The organism is Salinarimonas ramus, from assembly GCF_014645695.1.
Taxonomy (GTDB): Bacteria; Pseudomonadota; Alphaproteobacteria; order Rhizobiales; family Beijerinckiaceae; genus Salinarimonas; species Salinarimonas ramus.
Genome location: NZ_BMMF01000001.1, coordinates 381,657 through 399,997, shown reverse-complemented (window position 1 = coordinate 399,997; position 18,341 = coordinate 381,657). Strand labels below are relative to the sequence as shown.

General features: G+C 69.8%; 19 protein-coding genes. 7 read left to right on the top strand and 12 right to left on the bottom strand.

Features of this window, described 5'->3' with window-relative positions; translation table 11 throughout:
* The first annotated feature begins 2 nt into the window (after nt 1–2).
* The 3 genes from IEX89_RS01970 to IEX89_RS01960 are packed head-to-tail and all read left to right on the top strand — an operon-like array spanning nt 3 to nt 3,225.
* On the top strand, nt 3–407 hold the full coding sequence (locus IEX89_RS01970) for a RidA family protein (protein ID WP_188908943.1): 405 nt from the start codon (nt 3–5) through the stop codon (nt 405–407).
* A complete protein-coding gene (locus IEX89_RS01965) occupies nt 404–2,434 on the top strand; it encodes an alpha-ketoacid dehydrogenase subunit alpha/beta (RefSeq protein ID WP_244645050.1) in 2,031 nt (676 codons plus the stop codon). The genes IEX89_RS01970 and IEX89_RS01965 overlap by 4 nt, the downstream gene beginning before the upstream one ends.
* Before the next feature lie 5 nt (nt 2,435–2,439).
* Complete coding sequence (locus IEX89_RS01960; RefSeq protein WP_188908941.1) at nt 2,440–3,225, top strand: HpcH/HpaI aldolase family protein; 786 nt, start codon at nt 2,440–2,442, stop codon at nt 3,223–3,225.
* Here IEX89_RS01960 and IEX89_RS01955 read toward each other — a convergent pair.
* From IEX89_RS01955 to IEX89_RS01935, 5 genes are all read right to left on the bottom strand, one after another.
* The gene (locus IEX89_RS01955; RefSeq protein ID WP_188908939.1) at nt 3,204–4,208 is read right to left on the bottom strand and encodes a D-2-hydroxyacid dehydrogenase family protein; all 1,005 of its coding nucleotides are present in this window, start codon (nt 4,206–4,208) and stop codon (nt 3,204–3,206) included. The genes IEX89_RS01960 and IEX89_RS01955 overlap by 22 nt on opposite strands.
* A complete protein-coding gene (locus tag IEX89_RS01950; RefSeq protein ID WP_188908937.1) occupies nt 4,205–4,936 on the bottom strand; it encodes a 4-carboxy-4-hydroxy-2-oxoadipate aldolase/oxaloacetate decarboxylase in 732 nt (243 codons plus the stop codon). The genes IEX89_RS01955 and IEX89_RS01950 overlap by 4 nt, the downstream gene beginning before the upstream one ends.
* Nucleotides 4,933–6,525, bottom strand: a complete 1,593-nt coding sequence (locus tag IEX89_RS01945) for a tripartite tricarboxylate transporter permease (protein ID WP_188908935.1) — start codon at nt 6,523–6,525, stop codon at nt 4,933–4,935. The genes IEX89_RS01950 and IEX89_RS01945 overlap by 4 nt, the downstream gene beginning before the upstream one ends.
* Complete coding sequence (locus tag IEX89_RS01940) at nt 6,525–6,971, bottom strand: tripartite tricarboxylate transporter TctB family protein (protein WP_188908933.1); 447 nt, start codon at nt 6,969–6,971, stop codon at nt 6,525–6,527. The genes IEX89_RS01945 and IEX89_RS01940 overlap by 1 nt, the downstream gene beginning before the upstream one ends.
* 61 nt (nt 6,972–7,032) lie before the next feature.
* On the bottom strand, nt 7,033–7,995 hold the full coding sequence (locus IEX89_RS01935; protein ID WP_188908931.1) for a Bug family tripartite tricarboxylate transporter substrate binding protein: 963 nt from the start codon (nt 7,993–7,995) through the stop codon (nt 7,033–7,035).
* Nucleotides 7,996–8,224: 229 nt separating this feature from the next.
* Here IEX89_RS01935 and IEX89_RS01930 point away from each other — a divergent pair, with 229 nt between their 5' ends.
* The 4 genes from IEX89_RS01930 to IEX89_RS01915 all read left to right on the top strand — a co-directional run bounded on the left by IEX89_RS01930 (nt 8,225) and on the right by IEX89_RS01915 (nt 10,681).
* Nucleotides 8,225–8,956, top strand: a complete 732-nt coding sequence (locus tag IEX89_RS01930; protein ID WP_188908929.1) for a FadR/GntR family transcriptional regulator — start codon at nt 8,225–8,227, stop codon at nt 8,954–8,956.
* Between the two features lie 62 nt (nt 8,957–9,018).
* The gene (locus tag IEX89_RS01925; RefSeq protein WP_188908927.1) at nt 9,019–9,687 is read left to right on the top strand and encodes an RraA family protein; all 669 of its coding nucleotides are present in this window, start codon (nt 9,019–9,021) and stop codon (nt 9,685–9,687) included.
* A 39-nt stretch (nt 9,688–9,726) separates the two neighbouring features.
* Nucleotides 9,727–10,422, top strand: a complete 696-nt coding sequence (locus tag IEX89_RS01920) for a fumarylacetoacetate hydrolase family protein (protein ID WP_188908925.1) — start codon at nt 9,727–9,729, stop codon at nt 10,420–10,422.
* A gap of 106 nt (nt 10,423–10,528) precedes the next feature.
* Nucleotides 10,529–10,681, top strand: a complete 153-nt coding sequence (locus IEX89_RS01915) for a hypothetical protein (protein ID WP_188909148.1) — start codon at nt 10,529–10,531, stop codon at nt 10,679–10,681.
* Between the two features lie 28 nt (nt 10,682–10,709).
* Here IEX89_RS01915 and IEX89_RS01910 read toward each other — a convergent pair whose 3' ends face one another.
* The 7 genes from IEX89_RS01910 to IEX89_RS01880 form a co-directional block, all read right to left on the bottom strand.
* Entirely contained in the window at nt 10,710–12,329 is a 1,620-nt protein-coding gene (locus tag IEX89_RS01910; protein ID WP_188908923.1) for a dihydroxyacetone kinase subunit DhaK, read from the bottom strand.
* 4 nt (nt 12,330–12,333) lie between these two features.
* Nucleotides 12,334–13,368, bottom strand: coding sequence for an ABC transporter ATP-binding protein (locus IEX89_RS01905; RefSeq protein ID WP_188908921.1), 1,035 nt, complete (start codon nt 13,366–13,368; stop codon nt 12,334–12,336).
* Nucleotides 13,361–14,458: an ABC transporter ATP-binding protein gene (locus IEX89_RS01900; protein WP_188908919.1), complete on the bottom strand. Its 1,098-nt coding sequence runs from the start codon at nt 14,456–14,458 to the stop codon at nt 13,361–13,363. Before IEX89_RS01900 ends, IEX89_RS01905 begins: the two co-directional genes overlap by 8 nt.
* A gap of 18 nt (nt 14,459–14,476) precedes the next feature.
* On the bottom strand, nt 14,477–14,665 hold the full coding sequence (locus IEX89_RS01895) for a hypothetical protein (RefSeq protein WP_188908918.1): 189 nt from the start codon (nt 14,663–14,665) through the stop codon (nt 14,477–14,479).
* Complete coding sequence (locus tag IEX89_RS01890; RefSeq protein ID WP_188908916.1) at nt 14,662–15,603, bottom strand: carbohydrate ABC transporter permease; 942 nt, start codon at nt 15,601–15,603, stop codon at nt 14,662–14,664. Before IEX89_RS01890 ends, IEX89_RS01895 begins: the two co-directional genes overlap by 4 nt.
* The gene (locus IEX89_RS01885) at nt 15,600–16,547 is read right to left on the bottom strand and encodes a carbohydrate ABC transporter permease (protein WP_188908914.1); all 948 of its coding nucleotides are present in this window, start codon (nt 16,545–16,547) and stop codon (nt 15,600–15,602) included. The genes IEX89_RS01890 and IEX89_RS01885 overlap by 4 nt, the downstream gene beginning before the upstream one ends.
* A gap of 321 nt (nt 16,548–16,868) precedes the next feature.
* Entirely contained in the window at nt 16,869–18,188 is a 1,320-nt protein-coding gene (locus tag IEX89_RS01880; protein ID WP_188908912.1) for an ABC transporter substrate-binding protein, read from the bottom strand.
* Nucleotides 18,189–18,341: the final 153 nt, after the last annotated feature.

The following is an 18,341-nucleotide window of genomic DNA, read 5'->3' as shown; positions in this document are numbered from 1 at the left end:
CCATGACAGACCGTCGCATGATCGTCCCGCCCGGCATGGAGGCCATCGTCGAGCGGTTCCACTACGCGCCCGGCGTGCTCGTGGGCGACACGCTCTACGTCTCGGGCCAGGTGGGGCGGGACGAGAGCCTCGCGGTGATCGAGGACAAGGAGAAGCAGTTCGAGCAATGCTTTCTCAACGTGAAGAAGGTGCTCGACGCCGCCGGCTTCGCATTCGCCGACGTGGTGGAGCTCGAGACCTGGTTCCTCGAGTTCCCCGGCGACCTCGCGCTGTTCATGCAGGTGAAGGATCGCTTCATCCAGGGCCCGGTCTACCCGACCTGGACCGGCTTCGGCGTGTCGTCCTTCTCCATGCCGGGCATCGTCTGCGAGGTGAAGGTCACGGCCGTTCGCGGAGGAGGCCGGTGAATTTCGAGACGAAGCCGATCGACGGGAGCGCCGCCTTGGATACCGCCTTCCTGGAGCGCGCCTGGCGAAGCCTGAACCGCGTGCGGCGCTTCGACGAGCGGGTGATCGAGCTGTTCAACGAAGGGCTCGTCAAGGGAACGGCGCATTCGTGCGTCGGGCAGGAGGCGATCGCGGTCGGCGCCTGCGCGGCGCTGGAGCGCGAGGATTATATCGTCTCGCATCATCGCGGCCACGGCCATTGCCTGGCCAAGGGCGCCGATCTCGACGGGATGATGGCGGAGCTGCTCGGTCGCGACACCGGCTATTGCCGGGGGCTCGGCGGCTCGATGCACATCGCCGATCTCGAGCTCGGCATCCTGGGCGCGAACGGGGTCGTGGGCGCCGGCATCGGGCTCGGCACGGGCGCGGCTTTGTCGGCGAAGATCCGCCGCTCGGGGCAGGTCTGCCTCGTCTTCTTCGGCGACGGCGCGGCGAACGAAGGCATCTTCCACGAGGCGCTCAACATGGCGAGCCTGTGGAAGCTGCCCGTGATCTATCTGTGCGAGAACAATCAGTTCGGCCTCTCCACGGCCATGAGCGAGTCCACGGCCATCGACCGCATCGCCAAGCGCGCGGCGGGCTATTCCATGCCCGGCGAGACCATCGACGGCAACGATGTCGGCGCCGTCCACGAGGCGACCCGGCGTGCCGTTGCGCGCGCCCGAGCCGGGGAAGGTCCGAGCCTGATCGAGGCGCTGACCTGGCGCTGGGGCGATCATTCCATGCGCGCGAACCTGCCGCGCTATCGCTCCGCCGAGGACGAGGACGCCTGGCGCGCGCGCAACGATCCGCTGGCGCGGGTGCGGCGCCTGCTGGAGGAGCGGCAGGTGCGTCCCGAGGCGCTGGCCGCCGCGGTCGCCGAGGAGGACGCCGCCATCGAACGAGCGGTGGAGGCGGCGAAGGTCGCGCCCGAGCCGACGATCGACATCCTCGACGACGCCGTCGCCGCGCCCGCCCGCCTCGAGGGCGCATCCGAGCCCGGGCCGAAGGCGCGGTCCGCTCGCACCATCTCCTACGTCGAGGCGATCCGCGAGGCGATCGACCAAGCCATGGAGGAGGACGAGCGCGTCTTCGTCATCGGCGAGGACGTGGGCAAGATCGGCGGCATCTTCGGCTGCACCCGCGGGCTCCTCGACAAGTTCGGCCCCGAGCGCCTGCGCGACGCGCCGATCTCGGAGAACGCCATCGCCAACGCCGCGGTGGGGGCGGCCATCACCGGCCTGCGGCCGATCGCGGAAGTGCAGATCTTCGACTTCGTCACGCTGATGATGGACGCGATCGTCAATCAGGCGGCGAAATTCCGCTTCATGCTGGGGGGCAAGCCGCGCGTGCCCCTCGTGATCCGCGGACCGCAGGGCGGCGGCATCCGGCTCGGGGCGCAGCATTCGCAATCGCTCGAGACCTGGTTCACGCACATTCCCGGCCTCGTCGTGCTGGCGCCGTCCACCCCCTACGACGCCAAGGGGCTGCTGATGGCCGCGATCCGGGACGACAACCCCGTCGTCTTCCTGGAGCACAAGCTCCTCTACGTGCAGGGCATGGGCACGGTCCCGGCGGAGCCTTACGCCATCCCCATCGGCAAGGCCGAGATCAAGCGCGAGGGCCGCCATGCCACCCTCGTCGCGACGATGGCGATGGTGATGCCCGCGCTCGCCGCCGCGCGCGAGCTCTCCCGCGAGGGCATCGAGGTGGAGGTGATCGACCCGCGCTCCCTCGCGCCGCTCGATCTCGACACGATCGTGGCCTCCGTGCGCAAGACGAACCGCCTCGTCGTCGCCCACGAGGGCTGGACGCGCCACGGCTTCGGGGCCGAGATCGCCGCCGCGGTGACGGAAGCCGCCTTCGACCATCTCGACGCGCCCGTGGCGCGGGTGGGCATGCGTGCGACGCCGATGCCCTACAACGACACGCTTGAGCGCGCCGTCATCCCGTCCCAGGCGGACATCGTCGCGGCCCTGCGCCGCGTGCTCTATCGCGAGGAGGCGTGACGATCATGGCCGTTGCGCACCGCGCGTCCTTCGCCGACCTGCTCGCCGCGGAGCGTCCGCCGCTCGGGACCTGGTCGCAGATCGCCTCTGAGGAGGTTATCGACATGCTCGGCGCCGCCGGGCTGGACTACACGATCGTCGACATGGAGCACGGCGCCTTCGGCATAAAGACCGCCGAGCGGCTGATCCGCGCCTGCGACGCCAACGGCATCGTGCCCCTCGTGCGGATCGCGAGACCCGACCCGTTCCTCGTGGGCCAGGCGCTGGACGCTGGCGCGGCCGGCATCGTCGCGCCGCAGGTGGAGAGCGCGGGGGCCGCGCGTGCCCTCGTCGCCGCCACGCGCTATGCGCCGGAGGGTACCCGCGGGGCGTGCCCCTGCGTGCGCGCGGGCGGGCATTTCATCCGCGATTGGCCGGCGCACGTGCGCGCGAGCCGCGAGGCCGGCGTGATCGCGCTGGTCGAGACCAGCAAAGGGCTCGATGCGATCGAGGAGATCTGCGCGGTCGAGGGCCTCGTCGCCCTTCTCGTCGGCCCCTTCGACCTGTCGGTCTCCCTGGGCCACGCGGGCGATTACCTCCACCCGGACGTCGATGCCGCCATCGCGCGCATGCTCGCCGCCGCGCGCGCCGCGAACCTGCCCGTCGTCGCGCCGGTCTTCGATCCCGACGCGGACCGCGCCCGCGCCCAGCGTGACCGCTGGGCCGCACGCGGCGCGCGCGCCTTCGTGGTCGGCACCGACAAGATCGTCTTTGCGGACGCCATGCGCCGCTACCGGGACGCGCTGTCCTGATCGCGCGTCGGCTCGTTCAGCGCCCGCACCGGCGCGCCCGCGCGCCAGGCGCGCACGGCCTCCGCTGTCTGCTCGTAGAAGAGCCGGAACGTCGCCTGCGTCGCGTAGCCGAGATGCGGGGTGAGCAGCAGGCGGCCGCTCTCCATCAGCGCCCGATCGCGCAGAGGCGAGCCGGCGGGGAGGGGCTCCTCGTCGAAGACGTCGAGCGCCGCCATGCCGGGGCGTCCGCGCCGCATGCTCTCGACGAGCGCCGCGGCGTCGGCGATCGGCGCCCGCGACGTGTTCACGAAGATCGCATCCGGCTTCATCGCGGCGAACTCCGCCGCACCCAGGAGCCCGCGCGTGCGCTCCGAGAGGAGGAGGTGGACGGAGACGACGTCGGAGGTCTCGAGCAGCGCGCCGAGGGTCGGCGCGTGCGCGACGCCCACCTCGTCGCAGCGCTCTCTCGTGAGGTTCTGCGACCAGGCCTGCACGCGCATGCCGAAGGCCTGCGCCAGCGCCGCCGTGCGCGAACCGAGCTTGCCGAGCCCGATCACGCCGAGCGTCAGCCCGTCGAGATCGCGCCCCAGCCCCGTCTGCCAACTGCCATGCGCGAGGCTCGCCGCCTCGACCGGAATGCGGCGGGAGAGCGCGAGGATCAGCGCGAGGGTCAGCTCCGCGGTCGTCGTGCCGCGGATTTCCGTGCCGCAGACCCGGACGCCGAGCGCCTCCGCGGCGGCGATGTCGAGGCTCTGGTTGCGCATGCCCGTCGTGACGACGAGGCGCAGGTTCGGCAGCGCCGAGAGGATGGAGGCGGGCAGCGGCGTCCTCTCGCGCATGATGCACACGACCTCGAAGGGCCGCAGCCGCGCCACGAGCGCGGACGGATCCGCGATCGTGTCGGAGAAGACCGTGACGTCACCCACGCCCGACCAGTCGGCGAGCGTGAGCGCGGCCCCGGCATAGTCGTCGAGGATCGCGACCTTGGGCGCCTCGCTCGTCATCGCGGCGCCGCCCCGTCGAGGATCGCGCGGTCGTCCGGCCAGGGGAGGGGGCCGTCGACGTAGCGCAGGCCCTTGGCGGCGAGCGCCTCGCGCAGGCCCAGGATGTCGAGGGTCGTCTCGCCGGCGCGCAGCCGCGCGCGCATCGCGTCCTCCTTCTCGATCCGCGCCTGCGCGGACGCCGCGACGGCCTCTGCACGCTGACGCGGAACGATCACGACGCCATCGTCGTCGGCGACGACCACGTCCCCCGGGTTCACCCGCGCGCCGGCGCAGACGACGGGCACGTTGACCGAGCCCACCGTCTCCTTGACGGTACCCTGCGCCGAGATCGCCCGCGCCCAGACCGGAAAGCCCGTCTCGCGCAAGGTCGTCGCGTCGCGCACGCCGGTGTCGAAGACGGCTCCGACGCCGCCGCGAAGGCGCATGAACTCGGCGAGGATATCGCCGAAATAGCCGTCCTCGCAGGGCGAGGTCGGGGCGACGACGAGGACGTCGCCGGGCTGAACGAGCTCGATGGCGACGTGGAGCATCCAATTGTCGCCGGGTGCGACGAGCACCGTCACGGCCGATCCCGCGACGCGCGCGCCGGGGACGACGGGGCGGATCGCGTGGGCGAGCATGCCGGTGCGCGCCTGCGCCTCGTGCACCGTCGCGACGCCGGCGGCGCCGAGGCTCTCGATGATCGCGGGCGAGGCCCGCTCGATGGTCCTGACGGCCACGCCGCTCATCGCAGGTTCCTTTCTTCTCGCGTCTTCATGGGATGTGTCGCCGGTCGATCCGCGCCCGGCCCGTCATCTTCGGTGGCGGCGGCCTCGGCGGCCGCCTGCTCCTTTCGGCGGCGCAGGCCCGAATAGACGGCCCAGGCGAGCATCGCGACGGAGAGGGCGACGAAGGTCGCGCTGATGGGGCGCTCGACGAAGACCGCGAAATCGCCGCGGGAGACGACGAGGGAGCGCCGCAGGTTCTCCTCGAGCAGCGGGCCGAGGATGAAGCCGAGCAGGATCGGCGCCGCCGAGAAGCCGAGGCCGAGGAGGAGATAGCCGGCGAAGCCCAGCCCCGCGATCATCATCACGTCGAAGGACGAGCGCCCGATGCTGTAGGAGCCCACCGCGATCAGCAGCACGATGGCGGGAAACATCAGCCGATACGGGATCTGGAGGATCTTCACCCAGACCTGGATCAGCGGGATGTTGAGGACGAGCAGCATCAGGTTGCCGACGAGGAAGCTCACCGCGAGGCCCCAGAACAGCTCCGGGCTCTCCGTCACCACCCGCGGCCCCGGCATGATGCCGTGGATCATCAACGCGCCGAGCATCAGCGCCATGATGGCGTCGCCGGGAATGCCGAGCGTCAGCGTCGGGATGAAGGCCGATTGCGCGGCGGCGTTGTTGGCGCTCTCGGGGGCGGCGATGCCCTCGATGGCGCCCTTGCCGAAGCGGCCGGGCTCGCGCGCCACGCGCTTCTCCACGGCATAGGCCATGAAGGAGGCCATGGAGCCGCCGCCGGCGCCGGGCAGGATGCCGATGCCGGTGCCGAGCGCAGCGCCGCGCAGGATCGGCGCGGTGCTGCGGCGCGTCTCCTCGCGCGAGGGCATCAACCCGCGGAAGGTCAACCGCTTGGCGCCGGGATGGATGCCGCCGGTGCGCCCGACGCTGGAGATCACCTCGACGATGCCGAACAGCGCCATGGCCAGCACGATGATGCTGATGCCGTTGAACATGTCCGGGACGCCGAACGTGAAGCGCATGGCGCCGGAATTCACGTCGATCCCCGCGAGCCCGATGACGAGCCCGATGAGCACGCTCGCGATGCCGATGAGCGGCTTCTCGTCGACGAGCGCGCCCGATGCGACGAGGCCGAGCAGCATCATCGCGAAATAGTCGGCGGAGTGGAACGCGAGCGCCACCCGCGCCAGCGGCGGCGCGAGGAGGACGAGGACGAGGATCGCGATGCAACTTCCGATGAACGAGGCGATCGTCGTGACCAGCAGCGCCGGCCCCGCGCGGCCGTTGCGCGCCATCGGGTGCCCGTCGAGGCAGATGACGGCGGAGGAGGCGGTGCCGGGGATGTTGAGCAGGATCGAGGTGATCGAGCCGCCGTATTGCGCGCCGTAATAGATGCCCGCCAGCATGACCAGCGCCGACGTCGCCGGCACGTGGAAGGTCAAGGGCATCAGGAGCGAGATCGCCGCGAGGTGCCCGATGCCGGGCAGCACGCCTACGATCATGCCGATGCTCACGCCCGCGAAGCAGTAGAGCAGGTTCTGCAGCGTGAACGCCGTGGCGAAGCCGATCTGCAGCCCGTCGAGGATCTCCATCACGGCCTCCATTCCACGAAGGCGATTGGGACGCCCAGCAGCAGGACGAACAGCCCGTAGGCCAGCGGGACGAGGACGAGCGCGAGGACGAGCGCGGTCAGCGGCCGCGATCCTCCGTCCGCGGCGGACGCGACCAGCACCGCAGCCACGCCCGCCGGGAAGAAGCCGACGCGCTCGACGAGGAGCGCGAAGACGACGAGGGCGAGCGGGATCGCGACGAGCGCCCGCGGATTCGGCTTCGGCAGGCGATCGTGCGTGCGCAGTCCCGCGAGCGTGATCGCGAGGCCCACGAGGAGGAGCAACCCGCCGAGCGCGACGGGAAAGAAGCCCGGCCCCATGCGGCGCGCGGTGCCGAGCGCGTAGCCGCTGCCTTCGAAGAGCACGAAGGCGCCGATCGCCATGGCCACGAGGCCGGCGACGAAATCTCTCGAGAGCGACGAGCCCATTCTTGTTTACTCCGTTCGGCCGTCCCGGGCGGATGCCGGAACGGCCGTGTTGGCGTCGTCGTCAGTTCGGGCGGATGTCGGCGTCGCGGATCACGGCGCCGAGGCGCTCGCGCAGATCCGAGAGGTCGCTCGCGAAGGCCTCCATCTCCATGGGCACGACGAAGGCGCCGCGCTGCCGGAAGGTGTCGCGCGCAGCGTCGGTCTCGAGGAACGCGACCGTGTCCGCGTGGATCTTGCGCACCACGTCCTCGGGCACGCCGGTGGGGGCGAACAGGCCGGCCCACTGGCCGGCGGCGACGTTCTCGACGCCGCCCTCGGCGAGGGTCGGCACGTCGGGATGGGTGTCGACGCGCTCGGTGCGGGCGAGACCGAGGATCTTGAGGTCCCCGCTATCGACGAAGGCGCCGACGGAGGAGAGCGCCAGCACGCCCACGTCCGCCTCGCCGGACGCGACGGCGGCCGCTGCCGGCGCACCGCCGCGATAGGGCACGTGCTCGACGTCGATGCCGGTCTCGGCGTTGATCCATTCGGGCACGATGTGGTTGAGCGAGCCGATGCCGGCCGAGGCGAAGACGAGCTCGCCGGGGTTCTCGCGGGCGTGCTCGACGTATTCCGCCGTCGTGTCGAAGGGCGCGTCGGCGTTGGCGACGAGCACGAGGGGCGTGTCGCTGATCATGGTGATCGGCTGGAAGTCGGCCGCCGGGTCGTAGGGGATGTCCTCGAAGAGGGACGGGTTGATCGCCATGACGCCGGCATCGGCGACGAAGAGCGTGTGGCCGTCGCGCGGCTCCTGCAGCACGCTCGTCGCGGCGATGAAGCCGGCACCGCCGGTGCGGTTGTCGACGATGACCTGCTGGCCCCATTTCTGCGTGAGCGCCTCGGCCACGGTGCGCGCCGCGATGTCGGCGATGCCGCCGGGCGCGTAGGGGACGACGATGGTCACGGTGCCGGTGGGATAGGACTGGGCGAACGCGGCGCTGCCGCCGATCGCCAGCGCGAGAGCTGCGCCGATCATTGTCTTCATGGTTTCCTCCGCGGTCGGGCGCGCGTGCGCTCGCGCACCATCCGTTGCCGGCGGGCTCTGCGGCCCGCCCTACGCCGACGGGCGGGCCTGGCGTGGCCTCGTCTTACCCATCGGTAACCAATTGGTAGAACCAATCCGCACGATTGGTCAAGCACTGAGCTTGACGCGCCGCAAAATGCCGGGTCTATTGCGCTAACCAATCCGGACCAATTAGACCGATACGCCGACCATGGGCCCAGAACACACACTCGGCGCGCTCATCCAGCTGCGCGCCTATCTCAGCCAGCAGAACCTCGCACCCAATGCGCGGCTGCCGCCCGAGCGCGAATTGTGCGACCTCATCGGCGCCTCGCGGGGCGAGCTGCGCAAGGCGCTCGCGGTGCTCGAAGGCGAGGGCGTGATCTGGCGCCACGTGGGGAAGGGGACCTTCGTCTCCGGCGGCCTGCCCTTCGAGACCTTCAACCTCACCGACGTCGTGCGACGCTCGAACCCGCGCGAGGTGATGTCCGCGCGCATCGCCTTCGAGCCCGTCCTCGCGGGCGAGGCGGCGCTCGCGGCGACGCAGAGCGATCTCGACGCCATGCGCGCCTGCGTCGCCGGCAGTCGCGCGGCCGAGACCTGGCGCCAGTACGAGACCTGCGACAACCAGTTTCACAAGGCGGTGGCCGACGCCGCCCACAACGGCGTGCTCGGCGCGCTCTTCGACGTCCTCGCCTCGGTGCGGCGCGCGGTGGTCTGGGGCCGGCTGCGCCCCGAGCGCGCGCGCCCGCCCGTCGACCACCATTCCTTCGCCGAGCACGACGCCATCGTCGCGGCGATCGCGGAGCGCGACGCAGCCGCGGCGGCCCAGGCGATGTTCGTCCACCTGAGCTCGGTCGAGCGCAACCTGATCGCCGGCGCCCGCGCCCATCCGTCGGTCGTGCAGCGCGAGGGGTCGCACGAGCCGGAAGAGACGGCCTGAGGCCGCTCCCGCGGCAGGATGCCGAAACGGACCCACGAAACGAGAAGAACGGGAGGATGACGATGACCGAGGACCGCCTCACGACGGACGAGCTCGCGCGCCTGCGCGCGCTCTCCACCTCGACGCTCGGCGACGCGCTCGACAAGCTCGGCCTGCCCGGTGCGGTGGAGGGGCTCACGCCGATCGATCGCGAGGCGCGCATCGCCGGCCACGCCTACACGCTCATGTACATGCCCGTGGGGACCAAGGGCGGCAATGTCGGCGATTACATCGACGACATCGGCGCCGGCGACGTCGTCGTCATCGACAATCGCGGGCGCACCGATTGCACGGTGTGGGGCAACATCCTCACCGAGGTCGCGCGCATGCGCGGCGTCGCCGGCACGGTCATCGACGGCGTCAACCGGGACCTGCCCGAGAGCCTCGCGCTCGAATACCCGATCTGGTCGCGCCGCTCGCACATGCGCACCGGCAAGGACCGCGTCGTGCTCGAGGCGACGAACGTCCCCGTCTGCCTGGGCACCGTGCGCGTCGAGCCGGGCGACGTCGTGTGCGCCGACGGCAACGGCGTCGTCGTCCTGCCGCTGTCGCGAGCGCGCGAGGTGCTCGCGGTCTCCGAGGAGATCGACGCCAAGGAGGAGGCGATCCTGCGCGACGTGCGCGCGGGCAAGCCCCTCGTCGAGGCGCGGCGCGCCCACGGCTACCACGCGCTCCAGACCCGCACGTCCTGAATCCGAACCCGCTTCCAACGAGAGAAAGCGAACAGCACCATGGCCGCGAGCGCTTACGTCTTCACGCCCTGCGAGATCCCGAGCCTTCCCGTCGTCGGCTCCGATGCGCGCTTCCCGATCCACCGCGTCTATTGCGTGGGCCGCAACTACGCCGCCCACGCCATCGAGATGGGCCACGATCCCGACCAGGAGCCGCCTTTCTTCTTCCAGAAGAACCCCGACAACGTGCTCGGCGACGGCAAGCCCTTCCCCTATCCGGGCGCGACCTCGGACGTGCATCACGAGGTCGAGCTCGTCGTCGCCCTCTCGTCGGGCGGGCGCGACATCGCCGCCGCCGACGCTATGGCGCACGTCTACGGCTATGCGCTCGGCATCGACTTCACCCGCCGCGACATCCAGGCGGTGGCCAAGAAGATGGGCCGTCCGTGGGAGGCCGCGAAGGCCTTCGAGCATTCCGCGCCCTGCGGCGCAATCGTCCCCGCCGCCGCCGGCCCGAACCTCGACGACGCGGCGATCCGCCTCGAGGTGAACGGCGCCGTCCGCCAGGAGGGCAACCTCAACCAGCTGATCTGGAAGGTGCCGGAGGTGATCGCGCACCTGTCGCGCCTGTTCGAGCTGCGCGCCGGCGACCTGATCATGACGGGCACGCCGTCCGGCGTCGGCGCGGTCGTGCGCGGCGATCGCCTGCGGGCGAGCGTCGCGGGCATGGACGACCTCGTGCTCGAGGTCGTCTGAGGCGCCGAGAAGGAGGGGGCGCCGTGGCCAGGCGCCCCCGATCCATCCGCCCCCGATCCATCCGCATCCCCATGCGTTTCGCCTCCTCCACCGAGGAGACATCGCCATGCGCATGCAGCAGGGATGGGGCGACCACATGAACGGATGGATGACCGACCACATGGGCGGCTGGATGTGGGGAATGGGGCTGTGGGGGCTCGTTCTCCTCGTCCTCGTCGTCCTCCTGATCGCCGCACTGATCAAGTATCTGCGCTCGTGAGACGAGCCGAGGGCACGGCCGGACCGCCTCAGCCCGCCAGCTGCTCGAACAGCCGCGCCACGGCCTCCGCGCCGGGGTCCTTGTGGCCGGCGAGCTTGCCTTCGCCGAGATAGGCGGCACGCCCGGCCTTGGCGCGGGTCATCCGCGCCGTCGCATCCGCACCCTCGCGCGCGGCCTGCGCGGCGGCGGGAAGACCCTGCGGAAGGCTCGCCAAGGCGGGCGCGAGGGCGTCGATCATGGTGCGGTCGCCGGGCCGCGCGCCGCCCACCTGCATGATGCGCTCGAGCCCCGCCTCCAGGGCGCCGATCCAGGTCCTGCCGTTGGCGGAGGCGTCTCCCGCGGCCGCGAAGAAGATCGCGAGCAGCACGCCGGACGAGCCGCCCATCGTCTGCGAGAGCTCGACGCCGATGGCGCGATAGAGCTGCGTCGGGTCCGCCAGCGGCAGACGGTCGAGAGCGCCGGCGAGCGCGCGCGCGGCGCCGGCCAGCGTCGAGCCGGTGTCGCCGTCTCCGGACTTGGCGTCGAGCGCGTTGAGATCGGCCTCGGCCGCGACCAGGATCTCGCAGCAGCGCGCGATGAGCGCGCGATTGCCGGGATGGTCGGAGGCCATGGGCTGGATCGGCGTCACGCCGTCGGGGATCGGCTGCACGGCGGGTGCGACGAGCTCCTCGAGCCCCGGCCAGGCCTTCGGCGCCGCCGGCGCGCCCAGCGCCGCGACGCTCGCGTCGTCGGCGGGCAGGAGCGAGAGCGAGAAGCCGTGCATGTCGAGCGAGGTCATCAGCGGCGCCGGGCCGACGATCCAGCCGACCCGGTCGCCGATGTCCGAGCGCGCGAGCTCCTCCGTGAGCACCGACATCTCGAGCGGCGTCGCGCCGCCGAGATTGTTCATGAGCGCCACGTGCCGGCCGGTGCCGAGATGCGGGCGAAGCCGATCGACCACCATGGCCATGGCGGCGCGCGCGCCGGCGAACTCCACCTGCTCGATGCCGGCCTCGCCGTGAATGCCGAGCCCGAGCTCGGCCTTGCCCGCCTCGATGCGGTCCTCCTTGGGCGAGCCCGGCACGGTGCAGGTATCGAGCGACATGCCGATCGAGATCGCGCCCGCGATCGTGCGCTCGGCGGCGGCGGTGACGGTCTCCAGGTCGGCGCCGTCCTCGGCGAGCGCACCGGCGATCTTGTGGACGAAGAGCGTGCCGGCGACGCCGCGGGCCTGCGGCAGGTCGGGCAGCGCCACGTCGTCGTCGACGATGACCATCGACACTTTCAGCCCGAAGGCGCGGGCGCGCTCGGCGGCGAGGCCGAAATTCAGGCGATCGCCCGTGTAGTTCTTCACGATCAGCAAGCAGCCCGCCTTGCCGGTGACGGCGAGGATGCCGGCGAGCACCGCGTCCACCGAGGGCGAGGCGAAGACGTCGCCGCACACGGCGGCGGTGAGCATGCCGGGCCCCACGAAGCCCGCATGGCTCGGCTCGTGGCCCGAGCCGCCGCCCGACACGAGGGCGACCTTCGAGCGGTCCCAGTCCGTGCGCACGACGACCTTCACGTGCGGATAGCCGTCGAGCCGCGCCAGACGCCCGGAGGAGGCGCGCACCAGCCCGTCGATCGCCTCGGTGACGAGCGTGTCCTTGCTGTTGATGAACTGCTTCATGGTCTCATCTCCCGGCCGCCGCGATCCGATCGCCGTGCTCGTCGAAATAGAGAGGGTTCTGCGGGCGGATGGCCAGCGTGTCGCCCGGTGCGAGCGTCGTGTGAACATCCGTGAGCGTAACGATCTCGTGGCCGTCGAGCGTGAGATGGAGACGGGTCTGGTCCCCCAGCCGCTCGATGCGCCCGACCCGCGCCGGCTTGGCGCCTTGCGCCTCGCCCGAATCGTCGCCCACGTCCTGGGCGATGTGCTCCGGCCGCAGCCCGATCGTCGCGGCGCCCACGGGCGCGGGTCCGAAGAGGTCCGCCGGCAGCGTGTTGATCCGCGGCTGGCCGAGCCGCGTCGCGACGTAGAGGCTCGTCGGATTCTCGTAGATCTCGCGGGGCGTGCCGAACTGCACGAGCCGGCCGCGGTCGAGGACGCCCACATGCGTGGCCATCGTCATGGCCTCGACCTGGTCGTGCGTGACGTAGAGGAGCGTCGCGCCCAGCTCCTGCTGGATGCGCTTGAGCTCGACCCGCAGCTCGCCCCGCAGCTTGGCGTCGAGCGAGGAGAGCGGCTCGTCCATCAGGTAGATCTGCGGGCGGCGCACCAGCGCGCGGCCGATGGAGACGCGTTGCATCTCGCCGCCGGAGAGCTGGGTGGCCTTGTTGTCGAGCTTGTGGGCGATGCGCAGGACCTCGGCCACCTCCCGGATCCGCGCCTCGATCTTGTCGGCGGGCCAGTTCATCAGGGGTGAGCGAAGGGGAAAGGCGAGGTTGTCGCGCACGGACAGGTGCGGATAGAGCGAATATTGCTGGAAGACCATGGCGACGTCGCGCTGGGCCGGCGTCTCGCCGAGCACGCTGCGCCCGCCGATGCGCACGTCCCCCGCATCCGGGCGCTCGAGGCCGGCTATGAGGCGCAGCGTCGTCGTCTTGCCCGCACCGGTGGGGCCGAGCAGCACGACGAAGGCGCCGTCCGGGATCGTGAGCGTCACGTCGTCGACGGCGCTCGTCTTGCCGAAGCGTTTCGTGAGGTTCGACAGGACGACCTCAGCCATGGTGCACCCCCTCGTTCGCCGCGGTGCGGAGCGCCCGGCCGGACGCCTCGTCGAACAGCGAGAGCGTCGAGGCGACGAAGTCGAGCCCCACCACCTCGCCGGTTCGCACGACATCGGAGGAGGGGAGGCGGGCGCGCAGCGTGCCGTTCGGCGCGTCGAGGGTCACGATCTGCGTCGTGCCGAGGTATTCGACCGCCTCGATGCGCCCGCGATAGGCGCCCTCATCGGTGAAGCGCACGTGCTCGGGGCGTACGCCCAGCACCATGCGCCGCGCGTGCGCCTCCTCGCGCAGGGCGGGGAGCGCGATCTGCGTCCCCGCCACCCGGACGCTCGCCGCGCCGGGCGAGACCGAGCCCTCGAAGGGGATGAAGTTCATCGGCGGCGAGCCGATGAAGTCGGCGACGAACATGGTGGCGGGATGATCGTAGATCTCCTGGGGCGTGCCGAACTGCTCGACGACGCCGTGGTTCATCACCACGATCTTGTCGCCCATCTGCATGGCCTCGAGCTGGTCGTGCGTCACGTAGACGGTGGTGGCGCCCATGCGGTCGTGGAGCGCGCGCAGCTCTTCGGCCATGCGCTCGCGGAACTCCGCGTCGAGCGCGCCGAGCGGCTCGTCCATCATGAAGGCCTTGGGGCTGCGCACGATGGCGCGGCCGAGCGCCACGCGCTGGCGATCGCCGCCCGAGAGGCCGCTGACGGGATTGTCGAGGATGTCCTCGATGCCGAGGATGCGCGCCACCTCCGCGATCTTCTCGTTCACCTTCGCCCGGGGCAGGCCCTGCGAGACCAGCGGATAGGCGATGTTGCGGCGCACGTTCATGTGCGGGTAGAGCGCGAACATCTGGAAGACGAAGGCGATGTCGCGTTGCGAGGCGGGCTTCTTCGAGACCTCCTCGCCGTCGATCCAGATCTCGCCGGACGTCGGCAGCTCGAGCCCCGCGATCATGCGCAGCGTCGTCGTCTTGCCGCAGCCGGAGGGGCCGAGCAGCATGAAGAACTCGCCGTCCGCGATGGTGAAGGAGGAGCCCTTCACGGCGGTGAAGTCGCCGAATTCCTTGCGCAGGTCCTTGATGACGATCTCGGCCATCGCGTCACTCCACCCTGATCATTCGGGAAAATGGCTGACGACGAGGAACATCACCGTGCCCGCCAGCGTGACGATGAAGGACCAGGTGTAGGCCCACAGGAAGAGCGGCTGCATGAGCATGACGACGCCGAGCCCGATGAGGACGGTTGCGAGCATCTCCCAGGGCCCGCGGCGAAAACGGAGGAAGCCGGACACGAGATCTCTCATTTGCGCACCGCGCCGAAGGTGATGCCGCGCAGGAGGTGCTTCCTCAGAAGCACGGTGAAGACGAGGACGGGGAGCAGGAAGAGCGTCGCGCCCGCCGCCACCGCCGGCCAGTCCTGGCCGCCGACGCCGATGATGGTGGGGATGAAGGGCGGCGCCGTCTGCGCCGTGCCGGACGTCAGCAGCACCGCGAAGGCGTACTCGTTCCAGGCGAAGATCAGGCAGAAGATCGCGGTCGACGCGATGCCGGTGGCGGCCTGCGGCAGCACGACCTTGTAGAAGGCCTGGAAGCGCGTGTAGCCGTCGATGAGCGCGGCCTCCTCGTATTCACGCGGGATCTCGTCGATGAAGCCCTTGAGCAGCCACACCGCGAGCGAGATGTTGACCGCCGTGTAGAGAAGGATCATGCCCAGATGCGTGTCCGAGAGGCCGAGCTCGCGGTACATCAGGAAGATCGGGATCGCCACCGCGATGGGCGGCATCATCCGCGTCGACAGGATGAAGAAGAGCAGGTCGTCCTTGAGCGGGATCTTGAAGCGCGAGAAGGCGTAGGCGGCGAGCGTGCCCAGGAAGATCGACAGGAAGGTCGAGCCGAAGCCGATGATGACCGAGTTCATGAACCGCTCGCCGAAGCGCGACGGCCCGGCGATGACCATGCCGTAGGAGCGCACGATCTCCTCGGCGAAGCCCTCCGGCGGCGGCAGCGCCTCAAGCTGCTCGGGGGTGACGCGGGTGCGCGTCGTGAACAGGTTGACGTAGCCCTCGAGCGTCGGGTCGAAGACCACCTTGGGCGGATAGCTGATGGCGTCCGCGGGCGTCTTGAAGCCGGTTGCGACGATCCACAGGAGCGGGATCAGCGTGACGACCGCGTAGCCGACGACGAGGATGCCGGCGATCCATTTCGTGCCCGAGGACGGCTCGGTGATGGAATGCGCGCTCATCGGGCCTTCACCTTGTTGAGAGCCTTCACGTAGATCGAGGCGAGGCCGAAGATCGTCACGAAGAGGATCACCGCGTAGGCCGAGGAATAGCCCGTGCGCCACTTCTCGAAGGCTTCGCGCTTCAGGTTGATCGAGGCGAGCTCGGTGATGGAGCCCGGCCCGCCGCCGGTGAGCTGCACGACGAGGTCGAACATCTTGAAGTTCTCGATGCCGCGGAAGAGCACCGCCAGCATCAGGAAGGGCAGCACCATGGGAATGGTGATCGTCCAGAACTGGCGCCACTTGGAGGCGCGGTCGATCTCGGCCGCCTCGTAGATGTAATCGGGAATGGAGCGCAGGCCCGCCAGGCAGATCAGCATCACGAACGGCGTCCACATCCAGGTGTCGACGATGACGATCGCCCACGGCGCGAGCTCCACCGAGCCGAGCATCGAGAAGCTCGAGGCGGGGATTCCGGTGAAGAACTCGACCATGTAGTTGATCAGGCCGATCTGCGGCTGGTAGAGGAACGTCCAAAAATTACCCACGACCGCCGGCGAGAGCATCATCGGAAGCACGATGATCGTCGTCCACAGCGCGCTGCCCTTGAACTTCTTGTTGATCAGGTAGGCGAGCGCGAAGCCGATCAGCACCTGGAAGACGATGGTCCACACCAGGAAGTGCGCCGTCGCCTGCATGTTCATCCAGATGCCGTCGTCGGTGAGGATGCGCTCGTAATTGCGCAGGCCCACCCACTCGACCTCGCGATTGAGCCGGTTGGCGCGGTAGTCCGTGAACGACAGCCGCACGGTCCAGATCAGCGGGAAGATGTTGATCGCGAGCAAGAGGAAGATCGTCGGCGCGACGAAGATCCAGGCGATGGCGCGGTCCGAGAGCCCGCGCACCTTGCGAGCGACCGAGGGCGGCGTCTTCTCGGCGGCGGCGGTGATGACGCTGTTGGTCATGAAAGAACCGTTCTCGAAAATCTGCTGGACGACCTGCATGCGGGAGCCGCTCGGACTGCACCCGATCCTCTCCTTCCCTGTAGGGGAAGGTGGCTCGGCGCAGCCGAGACGGATGGGGCGCGAAGCGTTCGGCGAAGCCGAAATGGCGCAGCTGTGCCGGACACCGAGGCTTGCGCTTCGCGGAACGCGGCTCGCGCCGCGCCCCGTCCGTCTCGCCGGCTTCGCCGTCGATCCACGTTCCCCTACAGGGAAGGAAAGGGGCCAGGGAAAGAGAGGGGCGGCCCCTCTCCCGCGCGGACGAGGGAGAGGGGCCGGCCAGCCTCACAGCTTGCCGTCGTCCTCGAAGACTTCCGTCCAGTCCTCGATGAGGCCATTGAGCGCCTCCTCGGCCGTGCCCTGGTCGGCGACGATGTAGTTGTGCAGGCGCTCCTGCATGGCGAGCAGCAGCTCGGCGTAGGTCGGCTCCTGCCAGAAGTCCTGCACGTTCGCCATGGCCTCGAGGAAGTCGCCGGCGAAGGGCTGGCTCTCGACGAAGCCCGGGTCGTTCAAGACCGAGTTGTGGGCCGAATAGCCGCCGAGCGCCCACCATTTCGCCTGCACGTCGGGCTGGGCGAACCACTTGATGTATTCCAGCGCGGCGTCCTGCTTGTCCGAGTAGGACACGACCGAGATGCCCTGGCCGCCCAGCGTCGAGGCGGGCACGTTCTGCGGCGGGTTGACGAAGAAGTCGATCTTGTCGCCGCCGGTATTCGGGTCCGCGTAGAGGCCCGGGAAGAAGGCGAACCAGTTCATCGCCATCGCCACCTGGCCGGATTTGAAGGCGTCGAGCGATTGCTCCATGTAGGCGTTGGTGTAGCCCGGCGGCGTACAGCACTCGTAGAGCTCCTTGTAGAACTCCAGCGCCTCGATCGCCTCCGGAGAGTTGACCGCGCCCTCCATGTCGTAGGAGCCGGGCTCGTTCTCGTACTTGAAGCCCCAGGCGTAGAGCGCGCCGGTGGCGCCCATCGTGATGCCTTCCGAGCCGCGCTCGGTGAAGATCGACACGCCGTAGACCGTCTGCCCGTCGATCTCGCGGCCCTGGAAGAACTTGGCGACCTCCATCAGCTCGCGCTGGGTCGTGGGCTCGGCGAGCGGGCGGCCGTATTCGGCCTGGAAGGCCTCCTGCAACTCGGGCCGCTCGAACCAGTCCTTGCGGTAGAACCAGCCGTTGGCGTCGCCCATGGCGGGAAGAGCGTAGTAGTTCGGCTCGCCCTTGGGCCAGGTCGAATAGGCGTAGACGGTCGCCGGAGCGAAATCGTCCATGCTGATGCCTTCGGCCTCGAAGAAGTCGTTCAGCTTGACGTAGTGCCCGTTCTCCGCGCCGCCGCCGATCCACTGGCTGTCGCCGATCAGGAGATCGCAGAGCTGGCCGCCTGAATTGAGCTCGTTGAGCATGCGGTCGGCGAAGTTCGGCCAGGGCACGAACTCGAATCGCATGGTGTGGCCGGATTGCTCCTCGAATTCCTTCGACAGCTCGACGAGGGCGTTGGCCGGGTCCCACGCGGCCCAGCACAGGGTGAGCTCCTCGGACTTGGCGCTGGACGTGCCCGTGGTGAGGGCGAGCGCGGCGACCCCGGCCGCGAGCCAGAATGCGTTTCTCATCTCGGTCTCCTCCCGAATGTGGTGCCGGCTCGTTCGTCCGGTCTTCGCCTTCGGTAGAGGAAGCGTAATCCCGCCCGACCGTGGCTGTCCACGATTTTCTGAGGTACGCCCCTCATTTCGAGGATCGCGCTTCCTCTGCGGCAGTCGAGACCG

Bases quoted from the DNA above. Each gene is read 5' to 3' on its own strand.
- IEX89_RS01930 (WP_188908929.1), top strand. From the start codon at position 8,225: ATGGGCCCAGAACACACACTCGGCGCGCTCATCCAGCTGCGCGCCTAT.
- IEX89_RS01950 (WP_188908937.1), bottom strand. From the start codon at position 4,936: ATGAGCGGCGTGGCCGTCAGGACCATCGAGCGGGCCTCGCCCGCGATC.
- IEX89_RS01910 (WP_188908923.1), bottom strand. From the start codon at position 12,329: ATGAAGCAGTTCATCAACAGCAAGGACACGCTCGTCACCGAGGCGATC.
- IEX89_RS01915 (WP_188909148.1), top strand. From the start codon at position 10,529: ATGCGCATGCAGCAGGGATGGGGCGACCACATGAACGGATGGATGACC.
- IEX89_RS01920 (WP_188908925.1), top strand. From the start codon at position 9,727: ATGGCCGCGAGCGCTTACGTCTTCACGCCCTGCGAGATCCCGAGCCTT.
- IEX89_RS01940 (WP_188908933.1), bottom strand. From the start codon at position 6,971: ATGGGCTCGTCGCTCTCGAGAGATTTCGTCGCCGGCCTCGTGGCCATG.
- IEX89_RS01880 (WP_188908912.1), bottom strand. From the start codon at position 18,188: ATGAGAAACGCATTCTGGCTCGCGGCCGGGGTCGCCGCGCTCGCCCTC.
- IEX89_RS01960 (WP_188908941.1), top strand. From the start codon at position 2,440: ATGGCCGTTGCGCACCGCGCGTCCTTCGCCGACCTGCTCGCCGCGGAG.
- IEX89_RS01895 (WP_188908918.1), bottom strand. From the start codon at position 14,665: ATGAGAGATCTCGTGTCCGGCTTCCTCCGTTTTCGCCGCGGGCCCTGG.
- IEX89_RS01890 (WP_188908916.1), bottom strand. From the start codon at position 15,603: ATGAGCGCGCATTCCATCACCGAGCCGTCCTCGGGCACGAAATGGATC.
- IEX89_RS01955 (WP_188908939.1), bottom strand. From the start codon at position 4,208: ATGACGAGCGAGGCGCCCAAGGTCGCGATCCTCGACGACTATGCCGGG.
- IEX89_RS01885 (WP_188908914.1), bottom strand. From the start codon at position 16,547: ATGACCAACAGCGTCATCACCGCCGCCGCCGAGAAGACGCCGCCCTCG.
- IEX89_RS01900 (WP_188908919.1), bottom strand. From the start codon at position 14,458: ATGGCCGAGATCGTCATCAAGGACCTGCGCAAGGAATTCGGCGACTTC.
- IEX89_RS01925 (WP_188908927.1), top strand. From the start codon at position 9,019: ATGACCGAGGACCGCCTCACGACGGACGAGCTCGCGCGCCTGCGCGCG.
- IEX89_RS01905 (WP_188908921.1), bottom strand. From the start codon at position 13,368: ATGGCTGAGGTCGTCCTGTCGAACCTCACGAAACGCTTCGGCAAGACG.
- IEX89_RS01945 (WP_188908935.1), bottom strand. From the start codon at position 6,525: ATGGAGATCCTCGACGGGCTGCAGATCGGCTTCGCCACGGCGTTCACG.
- IEX89_RS01970 (WP_188908943.1), top strand. From the start codon at position 3: ATGACAGACCGTCGCATGATCGTCCCGCCCGGCATGGAGGCCATCGTC.
- IEX89_RS01935 (WP_188908931.1), bottom strand. From the start codon at position 7,995: ATGAAGACAATGATCGGCGCAGCTCTCGCGCTGGCGATCGGCGGCAGC.